23 protein-coding genes and 1 pseudogene are annotated in these 18,265 nt (G+C 54.6%); 7 read left to right on the top strand and 17 right to left on the bottom strand.

Translation table 11 applies throughout. The annotated features are described in order from the left end of the window. The 3 genes from ACUTSW_RS17400 to ACUTSW_RS17390 are packed head-to-tail and all read right to left on the bottom strand — an operon-like array spanning nucleotide 1 to nucleotide 1,045. Complete coding sequence (locus ACUTSW_RS17400; protein ID WP_004948579.1) at nucleotides 1–297, bottom strand: DUF4312 family protein; 297 nt, start codon at nucleotides 295–297, stop codon at nucleotides 1–3. After that, on the bottom strand, nucleotides 297–662 hold the full coding sequence (locus tag ACUTSW_RS17395) for an SFCGS family glycine-rich protein (RefSeq protein ID WP_004948582.1): 366 nt from the start codon (nucleotides 660–662) through the stop codon (nucleotides 297–299). Before ACUTSW_RS17395 ends, ACUTSW_RS17400 begins: the two co-directional genes overlap by 1 nt. Nucleotides 663–697: 35 nt before the next feature. After that, nucleotides 698–1,045: a glycine dehydrogenase gene (locus ACUTSW_RS17390; RefSeq protein ID WP_062868826.1), complete on the bottom strand. Its 348-nt coding sequence runs from the start codon at nucleotides 1,043–1,045 to the stop codon at nucleotides 698–700. Nucleotides 1,046–1,559: 514 nt separating this feature from the next. Between ACUTSW_RS17390 and rnk the strand changes: the two genes are divergently transcribed. After that, nucleotides 1,560–1,970, top strand: coding sequence for a nucleoside diphosphate kinase regulator (rnk, locus tag ACUTSW_RS17385; protein WP_004948590.1), 411 nt, complete (start codon nucleotides 1,560–1,562; stop codon nucleotides 1,968–1,970). Nucleotides 1,971–2,011: 41 nt separating this feature from the next. Here the strand turns inward: rnk and ACUTSW_RS17380 are convergent, their stop codons facing one another. The 3 genes from ACUTSW_RS17380 to ACUTSW_RS17370 are packed head-to-tail and all read right to left on the bottom strand — an operon-like array spanning nucleotide 2,012 to nucleotide 5,125. Further along, nucleotides 2,012–2,800, bottom strand: coding sequence for a sulfite exporter TauE/SafE family protein (locus ACUTSW_RS17380; protein ID WP_445584961.1), 789 nt, complete (start codon nucleotides 2,798–2,800; stop codon nucleotides 2,012–2,014). After that, on the bottom strand, nucleotides 2,793–3,674 hold the full coding sequence (locus tag ACUTSW_RS17375; protein WP_063200985.1) for a formyltransferase family protein: 882 nt from the start codon (nucleotides 3,672–3,674) through the stop codon (nucleotides 2,793–2,795). Before ACUTSW_RS17375 ends, ACUTSW_RS17380 begins: the two co-directional genes overlap by 8 nt. Next, entirely contained in the window at nucleotides 3,671–5,125 is a 1,455-nt protein-coding gene (locus ACUTSW_RS17370) for an FAD/NAD(P)-binding protein (RefSeq protein WP_445584960.1), read from the bottom strand. Before ACUTSW_RS17370 ends, ACUTSW_RS17375 begins: the two co-directional genes overlap by 4 nt. A 274-nt stretch (nucleotides 5,126–5,399) precedes the next feature. Between ACUTSW_RS17370 and ACUTSW_RS17365 the strand changes: the two genes are divergently transcribed. Then, a complete protein-coding gene (locus tag ACUTSW_RS17365; protein WP_037433689.1) occupies nucleotides 5,400–6,185 on the top strand; it encodes an AraC family transcriptional regulator in 786 nt (261 codons plus the stop codon). On the opposite strand, the gene cybC is transcribed toward ACUTSW_RS17365, so the two are convergent. Continuing rightward, a complete protein-coding gene (gene cybC / locus ACUTSW_RS17360) occupies nucleotides 6,182–6,568 on the bottom strand; it encodes a cytochrome b562 (protein WP_445584959.1) in 387 nt (128 codons plus the stop codon). The two genes, ACUTSW_RS17365 and cybC, sit on opposite strands and share 4 nt — an antisense overlap. Before the next feature lie 211 nt (nucleotides 6,569–6,779). Next, nucleotides 6,780–8,120 carry a metalloprotease PmbA gene (gene pmbA, locus ACUTSW_RS17355; protein ID WP_004948605.1) on the bottom strand — a complete coding sequence of 447 codons (1,341 nt, stop codon included), beginning with the start codon at nucleotides 8,118–8,120 and terminating at the stop codon, nucleotides 6,780–6,782. 177 nt (nucleotides 8,121–8,297) lie between these two features. On the opposite strand from pmbA, the gene yjgA reads away from it, so the two are divergent. Continuing rightward, complete coding sequence (gene yjgA, locus ACUTSW_RS17350) at nucleotides 8,298–8,846, top strand: ribosome biogenesis factor YjgA (RefSeq protein ID WP_004948607.1); 549 nt, start codon at nucleotides 8,298–8,300, stop codon at nucleotides 8,844–8,846. A gap of 30 nt (nucleotides 8,847–8,876) precedes the next feature. On the opposite strand, the gene ACUTSW_RS17345 is transcribed toward yjgA, so the two are convergent. From ACUTSW_RS17345 to aaeX, 5 genes are all read right to left on the bottom strand, one after another. Then, nucleotides 8,877–9,176 carry a barstar family protein gene (locus ACUTSW_RS17345; protein WP_062868831.1) on the bottom strand — a complete coding sequence of 100 codons (300 nt, stop codon included), beginning with the start codon at nucleotides 9,174–9,176 and terminating at the stop codon, nucleotides 8,877–8,879. A 5-nt stretch (nucleotides 9,177–9,181) separates the two neighbouring features. Next, a complete protein-coding gene (locus ACUTSW_RS17340; RefSeq protein ID WP_445584958.1) occupies nucleotides 9,182–9,631 on the bottom strand; it encodes a ribonuclease in 450 nt (149 codons plus the stop codon). Between the two features lie 254 nt (nucleotides 9,632–9,885). Next, complete coding sequence (gene aaeB, locus ACUTSW_RS17335; protein WP_063200997.1) at nucleotides 9,886–11,853, bottom strand: p-hydroxybenzoic acid efflux pump subunit AaeB; 1,968 nt, start codon at nucleotides 11,851–11,853, stop codon at nucleotides 9,886–9,888. Beyond that, the gene (gene aaeA / locus ACUTSW_RS17330) at nucleotides 11,853–12,788 is read right to left on the bottom strand and encodes a p-hydroxybenzoic acid efflux pump subunit AaeA (RefSeq protein ID WP_062868833.1); all 936 of its coding nucleotides are present in this window, start codon (nucleotides 12,786–12,788) and stop codon (nucleotides 11,853–11,855) included. The genes aaeB and aaeA overlap by 1 nt, the downstream gene beginning before the upstream one ends. Nucleotides 12,789–12,795: 7 nt before the next feature. Further along, entirely contained in the window at nucleotides 12,796–12,999 is a 204-nt protein-coding gene (aaeX, locus tag ACUTSW_RS17325; protein WP_004948617.1) for a p-hydroxybenzoic acid efflux pump operon protein AaeX, read from the bottom strand. 308 nt (nucleotides 13,000–13,307) lie between these two features. Here aaeX and aaeR point away from each other — a divergent pair, with 308 nt between their 5' ends. After that, nucleotides 13,308–14,219 (top strand): HTH-type transcriptional activator AaeR, encoded by a 912-nt coding sequence (aaeR, locus tag ACUTSW_RS17320; RefSeq protein ID WP_004948619.1) that lies wholly within the window; start codon nucleotides 13,308–13,310, stop codon nucleotides 14,217–14,219. Here the strand turns inward: aaeR and ACUTSW_RS17315 are convergent. Next, the gene (locus ACUTSW_RS17315) at nucleotides 14,182–14,559 is read right to left on the bottom strand and encodes a hypothetical protein (protein ID WP_062868834.1); all 378 of its coding nucleotides are present in this window, start codon (nucleotides 14,557–14,559) and stop codon (nucleotides 14,182–14,184) included. The two genes, aaeR and ACUTSW_RS17315, sit on opposite strands and share 38 nt — an antisense overlap. Before the next feature lie 207 nt (nucleotides 14,560–14,766). Here ACUTSW_RS17315 and uriH point away from each other — a divergent pair, with 207 nt between their 5' ends. The 3 genes and pseudogenes from uriH to ACUTSW_RS17300 all read left to right on the top strand — a co-directional run bounded on the left by uriH (nucleotide 14,767) and on the right by ACUTSW_RS17300 (nucleotide 17,066). Continuing rightward, nucleotides 14,767–15,708: a uridine-preferring nucleoside hydrolase UriH gene (uriH, locus tag ACUTSW_RS17310; protein ID WP_434461595.1), complete on the top strand. Its 942-nt coding sequence runs from the start codon at nucleotides 14,767–14,769 to the stop codon at nucleotides 15,706–15,708. 362 nt (nucleotides 15,709–16,070) lie between these two features. Further along, nucleotides 16,071–16,355, top strand: coding sequence for a hypothetical protein (locus tag ACUTSW_RS17305; protein ID WP_062868836.1), 285 nt, complete (start codon nucleotides 16,071–16,073; stop codon nucleotides 16,353–16,355). A gap of 367 nt (nucleotides 16,356–16,722) precedes the next feature. Then, nucleotides 16,723–17,066 (top strand): annotated as a pseudogene (locus ACUTSW_RS17300) (hypothetical protein). Nucleotides 17,067–17,099: 33 nt separating this feature from the next. On the opposite strand, the gene ACUTSW_RS17295 reads toward ACUTSW_RS17300, so the two are convergent. From ACUTSW_RS17295 to ACUTSW_RS17285, 3 genes are all read right to left on the bottom strand, one after another. Continuing rightward, entirely contained in the window at nucleotides 17,100–17,396 is a 297-nt protein-coding gene (locus ACUTSW_RS17295; protein WP_445584957.1) for a hypothetical protein, read from the bottom strand. Then, nucleotides 17,393–17,737: a hypothetical protein gene (locus ACUTSW_RS17290; RefSeq protein WP_445584956.1), complete on the bottom strand. Its 345-nt coding sequence runs from the start codon at nucleotides 17,735–17,737 to the stop codon at nucleotides 17,393–17,395. Before ACUTSW_RS17290 ends, ACUTSW_RS17295 begins: the two co-directional genes overlap by 4 nt. A 4-nt stretch (nucleotides 17,738–17,741) precedes the next feature. Beyond that, the coding region (locus tag ACUTSW_RS17285) for a VENN motif pre-toxin domain-containing protein (protein ID WP_445584955.1) at nucleotides 17,742–18,265 on the bottom strand (524 nt) is incomplete at its 5' end.

The following is an 18,265-nucleotide window of genomic DNA, read 5'->3' as shown; positions in this document are numbered from 1 at the left end:
TTATTTCGTGACGAAGACAACCTTTTCTGTATTAATCATTGTCACGTTCACGGTTATTTCTAGAGTCACGGTGTAGGTTTTTCTTTCTCGCGGTAAAAAGAAAAAGAGAAATTTCTCTTTTGTTATTTTCTCTTCCGCTTTTAATACGCTGACATCCTGCGGTTCAATGCGCAGCAGAATATTGCTGGTGGATTTTAATACCGTGCCCTGCACATTAGCCAAGGCGGAAGCAAAAGCTTTCGCTTTGCTGTCACCCTTGCCCTCCACCTTTACCGATGTGGTATAGTGTTCTTTCATTACGGGTTGCCGTGTTTTTTGATGTAGGCTTCCACCAGTCTTTGGCCCAATTCTTCTTTATCCATAAAGCCAAAACCCAGCACGATATAACCTTCGTTTATTGCCGTCACGCCTTCATCAATGGAGCGCATGCCGTATTTTGCTTTGTAGCCGTATTTGGTCTGCGCGGTAATTGCCCCGGCGCCGCCGCTGCCGCAGAAGGAAATTCCCAACTGCGCACCTTCCGCTTTCATTACGTCGCCCAGCTTCATGTCCGCCGCTACGCCAGGGATAACGATGGCTTTTCCGCCAGCCGTTTCAATGCCCTGGCCGACTTTCTGGCCTTTGCCCAAACGATCGCCAATCACTACGGTAATCTGACCCATGGTATTTTCTCCTGATGATATGAATGCGTTAATCGCTATTGGTTATTGTCTTTTGCCACTTCAAAATGCACAGAAAGTAAATAAGCTTCTTCGATCGGCAGAGCCGGGAAATTATCGACAACTCGCTCAGCCATTTGCATCGATTCCTCTGAAATCTCATCAAAAAGCGATTTATCGACTTCCGGCAAGGGTTCACCGGTCATTGAACGCAGTACCATGGCGCGAATATGCGATTCCAGCATCTGTTGCTGTACTGCATTGGTATAAATGTTTTCTGCATTCAGCATGGCGGTAATATCGGCCAGCACCTTATCGGTGATCGCCCCAGCCTCGCCGAGGTCAGACCGCTCATTTTTTTCTATCGCAACAGATCCTTCATTCACTTTTCAATACCCCTGGTTCCAACATTATTCGTAAGTCTCAGAATGCCTCACCTGAATATACCCTATGAATTTCAAGTTACAGCCAGGCGCTCAGCTCGTGGGTCTTGTAAAGCAGCCAACAACGCTGCAGCTTGAAAGGCGGTGGGTATTTCCCGCTTTCTTTGATGTCTTACCCTAACCCCGGGGAGAATTTCTGTGTAGCCGCTTTTTTTCCAGTTTAAAGTGGAAATTCAATGATTGTCAGGGATCCATTTCGCAAAATAAGCGCTTTTAAGATAATTTAATGACATTACAGAAAGTTAATGCCACAAAAGGTTTCCGGTTCCCCCCGCCGCAGTGAAAAGCTTCGTGATCGGGATCTCTTTCTTTTCACCGCTTAACCGCCTACTATCGGTAAGACAATTCGACATCAGCAACGCCCCCGCTCCTCTGGCGCGGGGGCGTTGCTTTTGTGCTGTTTTTCCGAATTTATGGGCGCGAAAACGGGCGCCCTTTGATTTGACTGGAGAGTGGAATGACCAAACCAACCATTACTATTAATGAGCTGGATGCGGAACGCCTGGATGCGCTATTGGAACAACCGGCCTTTGCCAACACCGACGTCGCCATCGCGCTGAACGACGAGCTGGATCGCGCCGAAATCCTGCCGCCGGCCCAGATCCCGGCCAACGTGGTGACCATGAACAGCCGCGTGCGTTTCCGCGATCTGCATACCGCAGAAGAGCACGTGCGCACGCTGGTGTACCCGGCCTCGCTGAAGGACAGCCACGAGCAGTTGTCAGTGATGGCGCCGCTGGGCGCAGCGCTGCTGGGCATGCATGTAGGCAACCAGATTACCTGGCAGTTGCCGAACGGCGAAGAAGCGCGGATCGAAGTGCTGGAACTGCTGTACCAGCCGGAAGCGGCGGGTGAATACCACCGCTAAGCGGTAATTCAGGGCGGTGAACATGCCGCCCTTTCTGAGCCTTACAGGCTGATGGCGATCAGTACCACCACCAGCAGCAGCACGTAAACTCTGGCGTGCAGCTTGTCATTGACCTTCGGCAACGCCCTTTTGGCAAAGACGATCCCCGCAATGCCGGCCGCCACCAGCAGCCCAAGAATGGTCAGGTTGACGTAACCAAGATAGTGCGGCCCGCTCATTTCCTGCCAGCCCAAACCGATATACATCAATGCGCCGATGACAGCGACCGGAATCGACAAGGGATTGGCCGCGCTGACGCAGTGCTTCATTTCATAGCCATGCCGACGCAACAAAGGCACCGTCATCACGCTGCCCCCCACGCCGAGCATAGTGGCGATCACCCCAATCAGCGGGCCACCGACCCACAACGTCATCTTTGACAGCGCCGCGCGCGCCGGTTTGACCAAAAAACCCTGCCTGAACAGACAATCCGCAATCGTCACCAGCATGTAAATCACGAACAGCAACCTGACCACATTGTCCGCCAGCAGCGTAGAGGCAAAAGCGCCCAGTGCGGCGCCAATGCTGATGAAAAAGATCAGCGGGATGATGGTTTCACGCAGCAGGTTGCCACTGCGCCAGTTGGCTAGGGTGGCGTAACCCGAATTGAGGATCATCACCGCCGTTGAGGTCGCTACGGCGATATGCATCGCCTGGCCCGGCTGTTCGCCGGAGGAAGACACCAGATGATAGACAAAGGGCACCACCACAAAGCCGCCGCCAAAGCCGAACAAGATGGTGGTGATGCCGGTAATGAAACCGGCACCGAGAATAATCAACGTTTCAATCATGGCCATGCGCCCGGATGAAATCGTCGAAACCGGCAGAGAACTGGCCGGCAAGTGGATGGAACTCGTCGCCGACAAACAGCGCCAGATAATGCCGGCGAATGGCATCATGATCGATAAGCTCAATCCCGGCTTCCGCCGCCTGCGCCAGAGTCAGCGCATCCGGAAATCCCCAATAGCGATAATTGCCCTGCCGCTCGACAATAAGGGACTTGCGTTCGCCCGCGCGCATTAGCTGCCCCGCTAAAAATGCACCGGACCGCATGCCCGCCAGCATCATGTTTTCCAAAAATGACAGCTCATAACGCAATTCGACCGGCAAGCGGGCAAGCACCGGCCCGGCATCCCAGTGTTCATCCATCTCGTGCAACGTTAACGCGCCGTTTTTCTCGCCGTTCATCATGGCGCGGAACAGCGTCATCACGCCACGGTAATGCGGCAAATCGCCCGGATGCAGATTCCACAGCAGCTTGCCGCGCTGGCTGAAGGCCCGGACGTAATCCGCGGAAAATTTCTGATAGCAGCGCAAAGAAACCACCGCGTCCATATTACCCAGACTGCTGATAAAAGTGGCGTCATTGATGTCTGCAATACGGTGCGCCGTGACGCCTGCGCCGGCCAGGAAAACCTGCGGCGGCTGGTAAGCGCCCTCGCAGGCATCGGCATTTCTGCTGACAAAGGGGAAAACGAAGTCATTCAGCACTTCACGTTCATACAAGGCAAGCTGGCGAATTTCAGGCTCCTGCAGCCGGCCGGCGGCTTTCGCCAGTGGAAAATAAACCGTAAAGGTGCATTCCTTGTTTAAGGCGCTAATAACATCCTGACAGGCCAGCCAAGAAAAAATATCGTTGCCAACAAATAGCGCTATGTTTTTCATGCTTCCGCCTTATTTCCATTAAATATGCTGTTGTTGAAAACTATTTTGCTGATATCCCGGGTGATGGATTCCATCGCGGAAGTATAAAAAAGGTCACCTTTGGCAGGGGCGCCAAGGGAATAGAGATCCTGCTCATTGCCTTTTTCATCCGACACTTTTAACGTAAATGGATTGCATTTTACGCCACCGAAGATATTTTCCTGCACCAGGCCGCCCTGAAGCATCTTTTTATTTAATCGACTTAACTTCAGTTGGTATGAGGGCGTAGTGCAATTAAGCAAATATTGGCTGTGCACCTCCGCATCATGGCAGAGGGTTTTAAATCCCCGGCCCTCTTTTTCTATATTTACCACCCCACCAAAGGCACGCAAACGTTGGCTCTCTAGCGCCGTAATAATTTTATAGGCATTTTTTAGTGGCATGGCGTGCCGATTGCGCATCCAGGAAGAGTTATAGAAGCGCATGAAGATCTGTCGGTTATGTTCATCCATTTTTACCCAGGCTTCACAGACGGCCGGATGAATCGCTGCCAGATAGCTACAGATATGCTCACGGGCAAAGCGAGCCCGATCCAGGCTTTCGGCCAGATCGTGATAGCAATCCCTGGCAGCGCCCATGGCAGACAGCACCGTTAGCCGTTCCTGCCCTGGGTAATATTCTTCGAGCGCCGCGTTAATCACCTGAACCCACTGGTGCGCATCAATATAGCTGTTGTCGGCGACAAAACGGTTCAGCCGCTGCCTGAATTCTGGCGGTGGCGCGCGCATCAACGCAGGCTGCACGCTGGGGAAAAGCCCGGAACGCGACAGGGCGGTAATATTGCTCGCCCCCACCCGCTCAATCAGCTCAATAATGGCGTCGATCGCCGTCAGGCTACAGCCAATCACGCCGACTGCCGATGCAGGATTGATGGCGGGCAGATCCCGATTGGCCTGATAGGCAATCACCCCATCAATCGGGTAGAGGCTCGCCGGCTCATTATGCCCCGAGCACAGCACTACCGCATTCATCTGCTCCGCCGCCCCGCAGGCCGTCGTCAGCAAATATCCTCCAGGATGCGAACCTATCTCCTCAACTTCGGCGGTCACGAAATTCAGCGTGACGTTGCTGGCAGCCGCCATAAACACCGCCCTGTCGCGAATAAAATCGAGATATTCTTTATAAAGCCAGCGGGGTGGGTAGCGATCTTTACTGTATCGCCGAAAATGCGTCGTGATCCAATCGGAAAAATGTGCGCTGTCAAAAATATCCGCCGACATATTCTCTGGCGTCATATTTAAAATATGGCTGTCAAAATCGCTGCTGTAAGCCATACCGCCATTGAACCCCTGCTTGTCAAATACCTTCAGGGAAAGATGCTTATTACAATTATTAACAGACTTATTCTTGATAAAGTTGTAAGCGAAAGAAATACCTGCCGCCCCACCGCCAATCACACCGATCTTATACATGAAATATCACCTTATAGTTACAGCATTAAAAGAAGAACTATTGCTTCAGGTGTTGGAATAAAATAATTCCTTATTAACTTCTTGTATGATGCAGACGAGATAACCCGCCCGGCCCCGGCGTTTAAATTAAAAAGGGGTTAATCAACAATAAAAATACCTCGCCACCAAGGCAGCGTTATTTTTCTGCCCTGATAGTAGAGCTATGACCAGTGGCTTGCTTTACATGAAAGGCCAACTATCATTGCATTTCGGCCAAACTGCTCTGATAAGGATTATGCGCAACGTACGCATTGATGACATCGACCATGTGCCAAGGTCGGTGATTGCCATCGGCACCGACTACCCGTCGGGCCATTTACTGCCCATGCACAGCCACCGCCGCGCTCAGTTGCTCTATGGCGCTACCGGCGTAATGCACGTATTTACCCACCAGGGGAACTGGATTGTGCCGCCGCAGCGGGCGGTGTGGCTGCCGCCGCAGATGCCGCATGAAGTGAGAATGGTCGGCGTCACCACCCGCAGTCTGTACATTGAACCGACCGCGCTGCTGGCCTCTCAGCCGCAGGTTTGTCAGGTGGTCAGCGTTACGCCGCTGATGCGCCAACTCTTGATGGCGGCGGTGGATATGCCACTGGAGTACGATCCGGACGGCCGCGACGGTGCGCTGGTTTTCCTGTTGCTGCATGAGCTTGCCCAACTGCAATCCCTGCCGCTGCACATCCCCCTTCCCGCCGATCGGCGGCTGGGCGAGTTGTGCCAGCTGTTCCTGCTTCAGCCCAACGCGCACGATTCGCCGCAGGAATGGGCCACGCGCCTGTACATGAGCATCCGCACCTTCAGCCGATTCTTTCGCGCACAAACGGGGATGTCATTTTCACAATGGCGGCAGCGGGCCTGCGTGGTGCTGGCGCTGGCTCAGTTAACGGAAGGCAACAGCGTAACGCAGGTCGCTCTGGAGTTGGGGTATGAGAGCAGCGCGGCTTTTGCCACCATGTTTCGCCGGGTGTTGGGACAGGCGCCGTCCTGCTATCTGGGCTCGGAACGGCGCGAAAAGGCTTAGCGGAATTTCTTGTGGTTAACGTCGCGGGTTTGCTTGAATCCCTGAGCGATCTGCTTGGCTTCAGCCAGCTTACCTTGATTGGCCAGCGCCAGCGATTGGTCTATCTGGCCGATAAGCTGGTCCAGCCCATGCTGAAAATCTTTTATCTCCGGGCTGCCGGCCGCTTTATCCTCCAGCTTCGGCGGCGTGGATTGCTTCGCATCCAGCGCGGCGGCGCGCATGTTCTGCAGGCTCTGCTTCAGAGTGTCCGTTGAGTCAGTGCTCAGCACCGTTTTGTAATTGCCGGCGATGGTATCCATATCGTCGGCCAAATCTGCCGCGACCGCCAGTGAACTGGCTCCCATCAGCGCCAACGCCATCAATGCTTTCAGTTTGTTCGACATGCTTACTCACCTTCCAGTTATTATTTTATCTACCCCTCGCCTTTCAAGCTGCAGCGTTGTTGGCTGCCACTCGACATTCATAGGGTATAAGCTTTTGTGCAACCTAAACATAGGCAAGGGCGCTGAAAACCGGAACAAGAGATTTGTAAGCAAGGTTATAACGGGGGAAGGGAAAGAGGCTGGCAACCGGAGCGGCCAGCCCTGGCAGGTATTATTGGCCGGCGATTTTCATGTCCGGCAGCAGCACCGAACCGCACTGAATATTGCTGCGGGTTTCAATATCGCTGCCCACGCTGACGATGTTGCGCAGCATGTCTTTCAGATTACCGGCGATGGTGATCTCGCTTACCGGATACTGGATCTCGCCATTTTCCACCCAGAAGCCGGCGGCGCCGCGCGAGTAATCGCCGGTAATGCCGCTAACGCCCTGGCCCATCAGCTCGGTGACCACCAGACCGGTGCCCAGTTGCTTCAACATACCGGCAAAGTCATGGCCCTGCCCGGCAATGCGCCAGTTGTGGATGCCGCCGGCATGGCCGGTGCTGTGCATGCCGAGCTTACGCGCCGCGTAGCTGGTCAGCAGCCAGGTTTGCAGCACGCCGTCTTTGACAATGTCACGCCGCTGGGTACGCACGCCTTCGCTGTCGAACGGCGTGGAAGCCAGCCCTTTCAGCAGGTGCGGGTGCTCCTCGATGGTCAGCCAGTCCGGCAGGATCTGCTTGCCCAGCGAGTCCAGCAGGAAGGTGGATTTACGGTAAACGCTGCTGCCGCTGATGGCGCCAACCAGGTGCCCGAACAGACCGGTCGCCACTTCAGAAGCGAACAGCACCGGGGCGGTCATGGTTGACAACTTGCGCGGCGCCAGGCGCGACAAGGTACGACGAGCGCACTCCTCGCCCACCCATTCAGGGCTTGCCAAATCGCCCATAGCGCGGCCAATGGTATAGGCGTAGTCACGCTCCATATCGCCATCGTGCTCGGCGATCACACAGCTCGACAGCGAATGACGGCTTGAACAGTAGCTTTGCAACATGCCGTGGCTGTTGCCGAATACCTTGATACCGTAGTGGCTGTTAAAGCTGCCGCCTTCGGTATTGGTGATGCGTTTGTCCGCCGCCAGCGATGCCTGCTCGGCGCGGGCAGCCAGTTCGATGCCCCGCTCCGCGTCCAGCTCCGCCGGGTGGAACAGATCCAGATCCGGCGCCTCAAACGCCAGCAGGTCTTTTTCCGCCGGGCCGGCGTTCGGATCCGCAGAAGTATAACGGGCGATATCCAGCGCAGCCTGTACGGTGCGGGCAATGGCGTCCGGGCTGAGATCGGTTGAAGACGCGCTGCCTTTACGCTGCTGGTGATACACGGTAATGCCCAACGCGCCATCGCTGTTGAACTCGACGTTCTCCACCTCGCCAAAGCGGGTGCTGACGCTGATACCGGTAGATTTGGTTACGGCAACTTCTGCCGCATCGGAACCGGCGCGCGCCAGTTCCAGAGCCTGTGAAACGGCCTGTTCCAGCGCCTTGCGCTGTTCTGCAACTTGAGTGACTACTTTCATCAATCTGCCATAATTAATCAGAAAATCGTTGAGAAAAGTGCCGTGGCGGCGTGGTTGCGCGCGGAGTCACGCGCAAAAATCATGTGATTTATGCTTTTGAGTCTAACAGGAACCGCGTGGAATTTCGCATAAAGCCGGCAACCTGTTAGGATTAGCCTCTTTTTAACGGAGCCTACCATGAACAAACAGCCTGAAGACTGGCTCGACGATGTCCCGGAGAACAAAGACGAGGACGATGACGAGATTATCTGGGTCAGTAAAAGTGAAATTAAACGTGATGCCGAAGCACTAAAAGACCTGGGGACAGAGCTGGTCGAACTGGGTAAGAACGCGCTGGAACGCATCCCGCTGGACGAAGATTTGCGCGCCGCCATTGAACTGGCGCAGAAGATCAAGAAAGAAGGCCGCCGCCGTCAGTTGCAACTGATTGGCAAGATGCTGCGCGCCCGCGACGTAGAGCCGATTCAAACCGCGCTCGACAAGCTGAAGAACCGCCACAACCAGCAGGTTTCGCTGTTCCACAAGCTGGAAGCGCTGCGTGACCGTTTGGTGGAAGAAGGCGATGACGCGATCCCGTCTATCCTGGCCCTGTACCCGGAAGCCGATCGCCAGCAGTTGCGCGCACTGGTGCGTAACGCGCAGAAAGAGAAGGCCGCTAACAAGCCGCCGAAAGCCTACCGTCAAATCTTCCAGTACCTGCGCGATCTGGCCGAGACCGCCGAATGATCGCCGCCGTCACCATGGGATGAACCCGTTTCATCCCCGGTGATGTGCAGGTTCACCGCTGCTTTCGCGAATATTGAAACGCAGGCTGCCTTCCAGCTCTTCCTCCGCCTCTTCAAACAGCAGGATAATCGCGCCGAAGCGGCGTTTGCTACGGGCATCGAGATGGGTAAACTCAATCTCGACCGGCAACCCGATATCGACGGTCACCACGTCCCACAACGCGTCCAGATTGGCGCCGAAGGCTTCACCGAGCGCAAACTTATGCGCAAAATCGCGATAGAACGCCGGCAAATCGTGGATCTGATTAAAATCGAACTCTACTTTTGCCATCAAACTCACTCCACCCGAATGAAGTTTTTATAATGGTCACGCGTGACAAAAATCAGGCCGTCGCTGGAATACAACAGGCGATCGGCCCCGCGCCGGCCGCATTGATAATTGATGTCCGCCTCGCGCCATACCCGGCTGCGGGCGGTAGGCAGTTGCCCTTCACGGTTTGAGAAACGATCGCCGCCAATCGCTTTGCCCGGCAGAACCGAACACAAGTTGCCGTTGCGCGCATCCCACCCCTGCTCACGCGCCTGCTTTTTGGTGATGTAATAGTCCGGCAGCCGCTGATGCTGCTGCAGGTAGCTCACCACCCTTTTTTGCTGCGTCAGTTGGTCGATGCTCTGGCCTTCGCCCACCGCAGGCACGTTGGCAATCACCCGATCGTTACCGCGCAAAGCGCTAAAACCGGCTATCACAACGGCGATGACGATCGCCACGAGGATCCGCTTGTTCATTACTGTCCCTGACTGAGTGCCGACAGGGGTGCACCAGCACCCATGCCCGTTGGATTTATAGATGAAAAAAATGAATCAGAGATGACCGGCAGGTAACATTTTCACTTCAGGGAACCCATGCCTCAACAATCCGCATCACCCATTCATGCTTATCATGCCATTTTCCCGTATGCCTGGCACTCAGTGCAACTCCGAAACAAGGCCCTATCAGGCAAGTATAGCCCCGGATAGCGGCATCAGGGGCCCTTGGCGCATCAGTCGATCAACGCATGGCGATAGCGGTGCAGCATGTCGACCAGGCGTTTTACCGGCCCGGTGACGCTGGGCAGTGCCTGATAGTCCACCAGCTTCTGCTGATAGTCGTTCATCTCTCTCAGCAGCCGATCGTAATAGTAGGCGCGTTTTACGTCATTCTTGGCTGAAACCACGTGATCGGCAGTATTGCGGATCTGCTTATGGAAGGCCGAAAGCTCCTCGCTGACCGGGATTTCCGCCCGCTGCATGCGCTGGTGAGCGATGATCAGGTTCAGCGCCAACCGGTACTTGGCGATATCGTTCGGGAACATCATCAACAGCTGATTGAGCTGCTGATAAAGCGCCGGCAGATGGTTCTGCCGACGGCGCGACGCCTTGGTGGTCAGCGCCGAGACCGCGCTGCCGACAAACTGGTTCAGCAGCGTGCGGCCGGTACGTTCACGCGAGTTGTCACGGATCAACAGCAGCACCATCAGCCCCACGCAACTGCCGAGGAACTGGCCGAGCGCGCCATCGAGAAACTGGGTGACGTTAAAGGTCATCGGGTTGCTCAACACCAAAATATTGATGGTCCCCGCCAGCAGACCGAGCGAACCCAGCCGCCGCTTTTGCACCTCGATGCCGATGAAAAACGCCAGCAGGCCAAGGCTGAGGCACAACAATAAAATGCTCTGCTGGGTCGCCGGCAGGATCACCATAAAGAACAGCGAACCGACCGGGATCGCCGCCAGCATGCCCAGCACAAAATCCATCGCCACCATGCGCGGTGCCGGGGTGCGCATCGCCAGCGACGTAATCACCGCAATGATCACCATAAAACCGCTGCCGGAAGTCCAGCCGGTCCACAGCCACAACAGGCTGCCAAACGTCGTCGCCACAAAGGTGCGCAGGCCGTTAATCATGGCGTGATGCCCTTCCGCCGAGGTCGGTCTGACCACCACTTCACTGCTCAGCACATCTTCTTCCACTGCGCTGATGCTGCTGTTGGTATGCACGCCTTTGGCCAACAGCAGGTAACGCGTGGCCGCGCCGACCCAACTGGTGATGGTCAGCAGCGTCTCGTCGGTGCGGTTGGTGGTCAGTACCTGGCGCAGCAGCTTCATGCGCTTGTGGATCTCCTGCGGCGTTTGCGCCGGCACCATCAGCAGTTCGCGGATATTTTCCTTCACCGCATCCGGGTGATTGAGCAGGATAAGATAGGTCTCGCAAGCCTGAGTAATCAGCGTCAGCGACAGAGTATGCAACGCCCGCACGCGCCGGTTGACCTTCTGCCAGCGCGATGACTCCATCATCAGGTTGCTGCGCATGCCGTTCAGCGCAGTCGTGCTTTTGACCAGATTGCTCCAGGCGCGGTCAATGTCTTCTTTCTCGGCATTACTGACGCACATCTGCATCAGCAAATACTGATCCACCAGCAGCTTGTCTACCGCCCGATCGATATCCAGTTTGATCGAACGCGGCGAGAACAGCAGGTCCGCCAGCACCGCGCTGACGATCCCCAGCACAATCTCGCTGCAGCGTTCAATAGCGAACTGCGGCGCCTCCAGCAGATGGGCTTCGCTGGTAGCGACAGTGACGATGATGATCAGCGCGGTATAACCGGCAAGCCCCCAGGCGTAGGAGTTTTCAACCTTGATCAGCGAAGAGATCCAGGTACAAAACCCAGCCCACATACAACACAGCAGCAGCATCACCACCGGCGCACGCGCGGTGGTGACGATAATCACCAGGCCGACGAAACAGCCGATAAAAGTACCGATAATGCGCAACCAGCCGCGGTGGCGAATGGCGCCGGAGAACGGCTCGCCACCCGCCGCAAAGGCCGGGCCGGCGGCCACGATGGCGGCGGTCATCGCCGACCAGCGCGGGGTTTCCAAATTGAGATGGAAACCGACAAACAGGGCAAACACAATCGCGAAGCTGAGCTTGAAAGCGAATCTCAGCCGAATAAACGTTGGGCTATTCATTAGCCAAACTCACGTAGCCGATGCATCAGGCGAACAAAAGGCGAGCCGCTGTCGGCCTTGCGATCGTTCTTGCCGGTGATCACCACGGTTGCGGTGGTGCCGGCCGGGTACGGATGCAACTGGTCTTTGTCGTCCAGCAGGATTTTAACCGGTACGCGCTGCGCCAGACGCACCCACTCCAGGTTGCTGTCGATAGACGCCAACCCTTTGCTGTTCACGGTGCTGCTGCTGTTGTTAACGGCGGCGGCCACGCTGTCGACGGTGCCGTGCATGATGCGGTTGCTGCCCAGTGGGGTGATTTCCACACGGTCGCCCTTGTTCAGGCCATTCAGCTTGGTTTCTTCCAGATAGGCCAGAATGTAGAAGGTGTTTTTCTTCACCAGCGCCACAGCGACTGAGCCGCGGGTAATGTATTCACCGCTGTGGACGTTCAGGTTGGTGACCCAGCCGTCGGCCGGCGCACGTACCGTGGTACGCTCCAGATCCAGTTGCGCCAGCTCGCGGGTCGCCACGGCTTTCGCCAACTGATGCTGCACGGTTTGCAGCACGTTGTTCGCCTGGTCGATCTCTTCTTGCGACATCGCCTGTACGCCCAAACGCACGCGACGGCCGGCTTCACGTTTTTTCTCCGCCGCCAGCGTCTGATAATAGGCAACATCGGCGCTGGCTTCCGCCAAGGCCTGCTCATAGCGCGGCCGGTCGATAACGAATAGCACCTGCCCTTTTTTCACCAGTTGGTTATCCACCACCGGCACGTCGGTCAGCAGGCCGGTGACGTCCGGCGCTATCGCCACTACGTCGGCGGTAAACTTGGCGTCACGCGTCCAGGGGGATTCGGTGTAAAACACCCAGGCTTTGAATACGGCGACGATCGCTAACAGGACCAGAAACAAAGTGATCGCGATTCGAACTATTTTTATTGAGAAATTTTTCACAGCGACCTCAAACGAAAAGACGTGAAATCAGATAGAACAGACAGCAATACAGCGCAGTATTAAACAGCGCCGGATGCCAGACAAAATCGTAAATCCCGGTGGGTTGCAGCAGGCGGCGCAGCAAGAAAAACAGCGCCAGCGATACCAGCAACTCAAAAAATACCGGGGGAAACGACAGTCCGAAGATGACCATAACCGGAAGCAAACTCATCCATTTTTCCTTATTGTTCACTGCACCGGGCGTTACCCTTTCTTCTCATTCACATTCTCTTTACATGTTAGCTGACGCGCACCACAAATTTCGGCCCAGACAGGTCAGGAACCTGAAAAAAGGATAAACTCAGGGGCATACATCCGCGATAGGGATTGCGAGGATATCGGAGGGATCGGCCAAAGCTGCTCTGCCGACCGCACTCACGCGTTGGTAAGGTCTTTCCACCCGACCGGTTTATATTAGCGTGCTTACTATCAACCTATCAACAATCTGTGATCTAAATCACTTTTAAGCCAGAGTGAATAATGGAAAGACTAAAACGGATGTCGGTGTTCGCAAAAGTCGTTGAATGCGGGTCGTTTACGGCGGCGGCGCGCCAGCTTGATATGAGCGTTTCGTCTATCAGCCAGACCGTCTCCAAACTGGAGAATGAGCTGCAGGTCAAGCTGCTCAACCGCAGCACGCGCCGCATTGGCCTGACGGAAGCCGGGAAAATTTACTATCAGGGCTGCCGCCGCATGCTGCAGGAAGTGAGCGAGGTGCACGAACAGCTGTACGCGTTTAACAATACGCCGACCGGCACGCTGCGCATCGGCAGTTCGTCCACCATGGCGCAAAACGTGCTGGCGACCATGACCGCCGATATGCTGAAGGAATATCCCGGTCTAACGGTGAACCTGGTGACCGGTATTCCGGCGCCGGACCTGATTGCCGACGGGCTGGACGTGGTGATCCGCACCGGCGCGCTGCAAGATTCCAGTCTGTTCTCCAAACGCCTCGGTTCAATGCCGATGGTGATATGCGCCGCTAAAAGTTACCTCAGCCAGCACGGCACGCCGCAGAAACCCAGCGACATGGTCAACTTTTCCTGGCTGGAATACAGCGTGCGGCCGGACAGCGAATTCGAGCTGATAGCCCCCGAAGGCATCACCACGCGCATCTCGCCGCAAGGGCGCTTTGTCACCAACGATTCGCAAACCATGATCCGCTGGCTGAAAGCCGGGGCCGGCATCGCCTATGCACCGCTGATGTGGGTGATCGAAGAGATCAAACGCGGCGAGATCGAGATCCTGTTCAAAAGCTATCACTCGGATCCTCGCCCGGTATACGCCCTGTACACCGAGAAAGACAAGCTGCCGCTTAAGGTGCAGGTGTGCATCGACTACCTCACGGAGTACTTCAAGCGCGTGGCGGAAGTCTATCAGGGCTACCGCTGATCAGAAAACGGCGCGCCAGAGCGCCAAGCAGCAACAGCGCCAGCATGCCCAGCCCCCAGATTAACCAAACGGCGTAGCCCGCCCAGGTGAGCAACAACGGGAAAGAGCCGGCCAGCCAGCGCCCCAGTTCTTGCAGCATCGGCAACCAGCCCTCCAGCAGCGCCTGCGGCACCAGGCTGAGCAAGCCGGTAAACTGGGGCGCCAACTGCGCAGAGCCGTTCTCCGCCATGCCCACCAGTGCAGGTAACCAGCCCAGCACGCCGGAGACGCCCCAGGCCAGCAGCGTCCATAACCCCATTGCCGCCAGCACGGCAGCCAGCGCCCATCCGTTCTTTGTCATGATTTCCCCCCTTTCTGTGTCGCACTAAGCAGCAATGTAAACCATGGACTCCACTCCAGGGTAAAGCGCCGGCGAGGGGATTTACGTTTACTTACACCGCGACATTGGCAATGCTTTGATGCGATTAACAAAAGCACCATTGGCATTACTCCTCTCTGCAACGCTGCGCTATGCTGCGGGCACCTCTCCTCTGCATCAGGAATAAAAATGAAAAAAATCATACTGGATTGCGACCCTGGGCATGACGACGCCATTGCCTTGCTGCTGGCCTGGGGCAACCCGCAGATCGAACTGCTGGCGGTCACCACCGTGGTCGGCAACCAGACGCTGGATAAGGTCACCCGCAACGCGCTGGCCGTCGCGCGTATCGCCAATATCACCGGCGTCCCCTTTGCCGCCGGCTGCCCGCGCCCGCTGGTGCGGCAGATTGAGGTAGCGCCCGATATTCACGGTGAGTCCGGCCTTGACGGCCCGGCACTGCCGGAGCCGACCCTGACGCTGGAGCCGCGCCATGCGGTGGACTTGATCATCGATACACTGATGGCGCATCCGCCGGGTAGCGTGACGCTGGTGCCGACCGGCGGCCTAACCAACATTGCCATGGCGGTGCGCAAAGAACCGCGCATCGCCGAGCGGGTAAAGGAAGTGGTGCTGATGGGCGGCGGCTATCACGTGGGCAACTGGAGCGCGGTGGCGGAGTTCAATATCAAGATCGACCCTGAAGCGGCGCACATCGTGTTTAATGAAAAGTGGCCACTGACCATGGTCGGGCTGGACCTGACCCATCAGGCGCTCGCCACGCCGGAGGTGTGCGAACGCATTGCCGCCATCGGCACCGGGCCGGCGAAATTCGTCGGCGAGCTGCTCGCGTTCTTCGGCAAGATGTACCAACAGGCGCAGGGATTTAGCGCACCGCCGGTACATGACCCTTGCGCGGTCGCCTACGTGATCGACCCTGAAGTGATGACGGTGCGAAAGGTGCCGGTGGATATCGAACTGACAGGTACCCTGACGCTGGGCATGACCGTGGCCGATTTTCGCGCCCCGCCGCCGCCGGACTGCCACACGCAGGTCGCGGTAACGCTGAATCAAGACAGGTTCTGGGATTTGGTGGTGGATGCGCTGGAGAGGATTGGGGAAGCAGATTAAGGATCTGGGCCTTATTTTCTTGCTGCATTACAGCTCGGGGTGATAGGAGTGCATCTCGGGCTACGGATAACGGGCAATATCGCCACATCAGAAAAGTCACTCTTTCACCTACTACTGGCATGAATAATGTCTTTGATATTTTAAATAGATAAGCATTATTAAAACGATTTAATTACTCATAAAATATTTTATATATCCATATAAAGCATTCAATTTAATTATTAATAATTAAAAACTAATTCACCATAATTATATTAATTACTTTAACCATAAATAATATCACCTTGCTCAAGGAAAAATGTAGCGATAGAGTAATAAGTGCAATTCTGCGATTACAACCTTTATTTGAAAAAGGATTTCCCATGCAAAAAACCGCTATGATTTTAGCCAGTACGCTACTCTTATTCTCCAGCCTGTCACAGGCTGGCGTCTCTATTAACGGACAAACTCTGGCGCCTGGTGGCTATACCGTTGATGCTTCAGGCAATCTCGTTCGCACCAACGATGTTGACGCAAAAGGCAATGGCGTCGGCGTTAACGTCGCCAAAGGCAATAAAAATGTACAACAGGATGACAACCAATCTCAGGTCAATGCAAAACTGTGTGCCAACGTTTTTTTGAAGAAAATTCTGCCACAGTGCCGCTAATTTAATTCTTTATCAAAAAATACGCCCTGACGGGTAATGCCGAGCCGGTGGCTAGTGTAAAAGGGCCCATGTTCATCAGCATGGACCCTTTTTAAATGGAACTTTCACAGGCTCTTGGCTTTATCCATTTCACTTCGCCGAGCCTACCCACTCCCTTTCCGACCTTATTCCCGCAGAGTTTATTCAGCAGGCACTGACTCTCACCGATACCAGAAGAATACCGGCTGATGGCTGAAAAGCCGGAACGCTCAAAAAGTGCGTGGAACTAAAACAGGTGTGCTTACATTACCACCGGACAGAAGATCGAGGTGATCACCGAACCGGGCCAGTTGATCATCCGCATCGCACCGGCGACGGAGGGCGCAGCATGAACATCTCTTTTACCCCAGAGCCTATGCCAAAACTGACGATCACAGGCATTAAACTGGCTGAGCTGGGTTTTGGACTTGGTGAACCGTTGCAACTCACGCTACGCCTGATGGGCTGTGGATCACCGTCGTGACCGATAACGCCCTCTGGGAAGCACTCTGCGAGGTCAGCCAGCACCGCCCGGATCTGGGCGCGGACTGGGTACGGGAGAACGGCGAGCTGGTGATTGGTGGGGATTGGCTGACCGAGTCCGGTATCACCGAGGCTGAGCAACTGGAGATCACCGCCGCACCCGGTGTTATTCGGTTACGGCGGCGGGAAGTGGAAGGATTTGAGGCTTAGATGCAAAGATCCCGGCCAGTTGGCCGGGACTTCTTAATACTCAAAATGGTAAATAATATTATAACTATCTCCAAGCTCTTCCTGAAGAAGAATAGCCAGTTTATAACCATCATCAATAAATTGTTTTTCTTCCTTTTCATTTTTGAAACCAGACGATACCGGATCATCCATATTAAGTATGGCATCATACCGTTCAGCCCATTTCCTGAGACTGTGTTTTAACTCCGATGATATCGGCAGCTCTTCAGGAGATATATCACCCAAGTCTTCCGGAGTTGTTCCCCATAATGGGTGACAATGATAATCAGCCATCAATTTTATTGTCTTCACTTGACTGAACCTCGTAAGTTAGCGCCTACAATAAATCCGTTATTACCTACAGTGACGGCTATATTGTACTTCTTACCATTTATCATGGTTTCATATATTGGCCGACCAGTTCCAGTCCCTTGATAACCAACTATTTTATCATCAGTGACGGCCTTCATTACCACATCAGGAATACGCGCCTCTGATACACCTATTTGTGAAAACTGACTACCATGTTCTTTGACAATATGTTGTAGTCCCGCTTTAGAATTACCCTTCTCAAGGAAAATAATTTTCCCACTACTATCTTTTGCTGCTCCAACAACATTTTCAGATGTAAATTTAATACCTTGAGTCGTCATTTCTTTAAATAAAGATTTTTGTCACAACGGTATTTTTTGCTATCGAAACAAGGTCTTTACCTAACATCCCCAAAGATGCTACCGCTGCTTGATTTTCCGGGTCAGATGCGAACGCTGCAAACTTCGTCCAGCCAGGGCTGTTGACATCAATATTCGCCAGATCTTGAGAGTTCCACTGCTGAACATAGGCTTTAGCTTCTTTGCTGGTCATTGCATCTACACCCGGCAATTTACCCACCCAGCCCGGACGTTCTGCCATCTCCAGCCCACCTTGAACCAGCGCTTTATCAACCACCTGTGCCTCCAGAGGATTGTCTTTCAGCTTGCTGTCCAAAGCCGCACTCTGCTCATCACTCAGTTTTTTATATTTATCAACGACAGCCGAACAATCCCCACGAGAGGCTTTGCACACCTGCATTTCTTTATCGAATGCGAGGGATTGTGTAGCACTCAGCAAGTTATTCTCCACCGCATTCTTCCCGGCCTGAGAACCGGCCACCGCACCGGCTGTATTCCCTGTCGCCACAC

Source organism: Serratia sp. TSA_198.1 (genome assembly GCF_052686505.1).
Note: the sequence above shows the minus strand (reverse complement) of the source record. Positions and strands in the feature narration are given on the sequence as shown.

Excerpts from the sequence above, each read along its gene's own strand:
- aaeX (WP_004948617.1), bottom strand. The coding sequence starts at position 12,999 with ATGAGTTTGCTTCCGGTTATGGTCATCTTCGGACTGTCGTTTCCCCCG.
- aaeB (WP_063200997.1), bottom strand. The coding sequence starts at position 11,853 with ATGAATAGCCCAACGTTTATTCGGCTGAGATTCGCTTTCAAGCTCAGC.
- pmbA (WP_004948605.1), bottom strand. The coding sequence starts at position 8,120 with ATGAAAGTAGTCACTCAAGTTGCAGAACAGCGCAAGGCGCTGGAACAG.
- ACUTSW_RS17370 (WP_445584960.1), bottom strand. The coding sequence starts at position 5,125 with ATGTATAAGATCGGTGTGATTGGCGGTGGGGCGGCAGGTATTTCTTTC.
- ACUTSW_RS17290 (WP_445584956.1), bottom strand. The coding sequence starts at position 17,737 with ATGACGACTCAAGGTATTAAATTTACATCTGAAAATGTTGTTGGAGCA.
- ACUTSW_RS17400 (WP_004948579.1), bottom strand. The coding sequence starts at position 297 with ATGAAAGAACACTATACCACATCGGTAAAGGTGGAGGGCAAGGGTGAC.
- uriH (WP_434461595.1), top strand. The coding sequence starts at position 14,767 with ATGAAAAAAATCATACTGGATTGCGACCCTGGGCATGACGACGCCATT.
- ACUTSW_RS17345 (WP_062868831.1), bottom strand. The coding sequence starts at position 9,176 with ATGGCAAAAGTAGAGTTCGATTTTAATCAGATCCACGATTTGCCGGCG.
- ACUTSW_RS17365 (WP_037433689.1), top strand. The coding sequence starts at position 5,400 with ATGCGCAACGTACGCATTGATGACATCGACCATGTGCCAAGGTCGGTG.
- aaeR (WP_004948619.1), top strand. The coding sequence starts at position 13,308 with ATGGAAAGACTAAAACGGATGTCGGTGTTCGCAAAAGTCGTTGAATGC.
- ACUTSW_RS17305 (WP_062868836.1), top strand. The coding sequence starts at position 16,071 with ATGCAAAAAACCGCTATGATTTTAGCCAGTACGCTACTCTTATTCTCC.
- ACUTSW_RS17375 (WP_063200985.1), bottom strand. The coding sequence starts at position 3,674 with ATGAAAAACATAGCGCTATTTGTTGGCAACGATATTTTTTCTTGGCTG.
- ACUTSW_RS17380 (WP_445584961.1), bottom strand. The coding sequence starts at position 2,800 with ATGATTGAAACGTTGATTATTCTCGGTGCCGGTTTCATTACCGGCATC.
- ACUTSW_RS17395 (WP_004948582.1), bottom strand. The coding sequence starts at position 662 with ATGGGTCAGATTACCGTAGTGATTGGCGATCGTTTGGGCAAAGGCCAG.
- ACUTSW_RS17340 (WP_445584958.1), bottom strand. The coding sequence starts at position 9,631 with ATGAACAAGCGGATCCTCGTGGCGATCGTCATCGCCGTTGTGATAGCC.
- cybC (WP_445584959.1), bottom strand. The coding sequence starts at position 6,568 with ATGTCGAACAAACTGAAAGCATTGATGGCGTTGGCGCTGATGGGAGCC.
- ACUTSW_RS17315 (WP_062868834.1), bottom strand. The coding sequence starts at position 14,559 with ATGACAAAGAACGGATGGGCGCTGGCTGCCGTGCTGGCGGCAATGGGG.
- yjgA (WP_004948607.1), top strand. The coding sequence starts at position 8,298 with ATGAACAAACAGCCTGAAGACTGGCTCGACGATGTCCCGGAGAACAAA.
- rnk (WP_004948590.1), top strand. The coding sequence starts at position 1,560 with ATGACCAAACCAACCATTACTATTAATGAGCTGGATGCGGAACGCCTG.